The organism is Inquilinus limosus MP06 (genome assembly GCF_000767795.1).
Lineage (GTDB): Bacteria > Pseudomonadota > Alphaproteobacteria > DSM-16000 > Inquilinaceae > Inquilinus > Inquilinus limosus_E.
This window is the reverse complement of sequence record NZ_JANX01001114.1, coordinates 1-712: the sequence shown is the minus strand read 5'-3', so window position 1 is coordinate 712 and position 712 is coordinate 1. Positions and strand designations below refer to the sequence as shown.

Genomic DNA, 712 nt, shown 5'->3' with positions numbered 1-712 from the left:
ACGCGGCTGCACATCGCGGCGACGCGCGGGCCGGTGTCGCGCCGGATCCTGGGCGGGGAGGACGCGGCCGGCCCGGCCGTCTATGGCGACCCGGTCTGGCTGCTGCCGCAATTCTACCCCGGGCCACGCCAAAAGAAGTGGAAGCTCGGCGTCATCATCCATCTGGCCGACCTGCGGGACCGGTCCTTCGAGGTCCGGCCGAAGCCGGAGCACATCCGCTACCAGGTGCCGGCCGAGCTGGCCGGCGACGTCAAGCTGATCCACACGGTGACGCCGATCGGCCTGGACGGCATGCGGGCCCGGCTGGACGAGATCCTGGAATGCGAGCGGATCGTGTCGACCAGCCTGCACGGCATGGTCTTCGCCGAAAGCTATGGCATCCCCTGCCTGTACTTCTCGCCGCGCGCGCCGCGCGGCCTGCATATGGCCGAGCTCGACCCCGACGGCACGCTCGACCTGCGCATCGTCGACCTCTATCGCGGCGTCGCCGGGGGCACATCCCGGTCTACGGCCAGCCGCGGCGCGAGCGCACCGACTGGGCCGCGCTGATGGCGGCGATCGACACGGCCTGGATGCCGCCGCGGTTCGACCCGGCACCGCTGCTCGAGGCCTTTCCGCTCGACCTGAACCCGCTGCGGCTGCGCGACGGCGAGAGCGTGTTCGACCATCCGGTGCTGCGGCAGATCCCGCTGCAGCACCGGCCGCAGACGGT

General features: G+C 71.6%; 1 protein-coding gene. It reads left to right on the top strand.

Annotated features, from left to right (window positions below; all coding sequences use genetic code 11):
- Positions 1 to 549, top strand: a 549-nt coding sequence (locus P409_RS35530; RefSeq protein ID WP_161790544.1) for a polysaccharide pyruvyl transferase family protein, incomplete at its 5' end; no start/stop codon positions are given.
- Positions 550 to 712 lie beyond the last annotated feature (163 nt).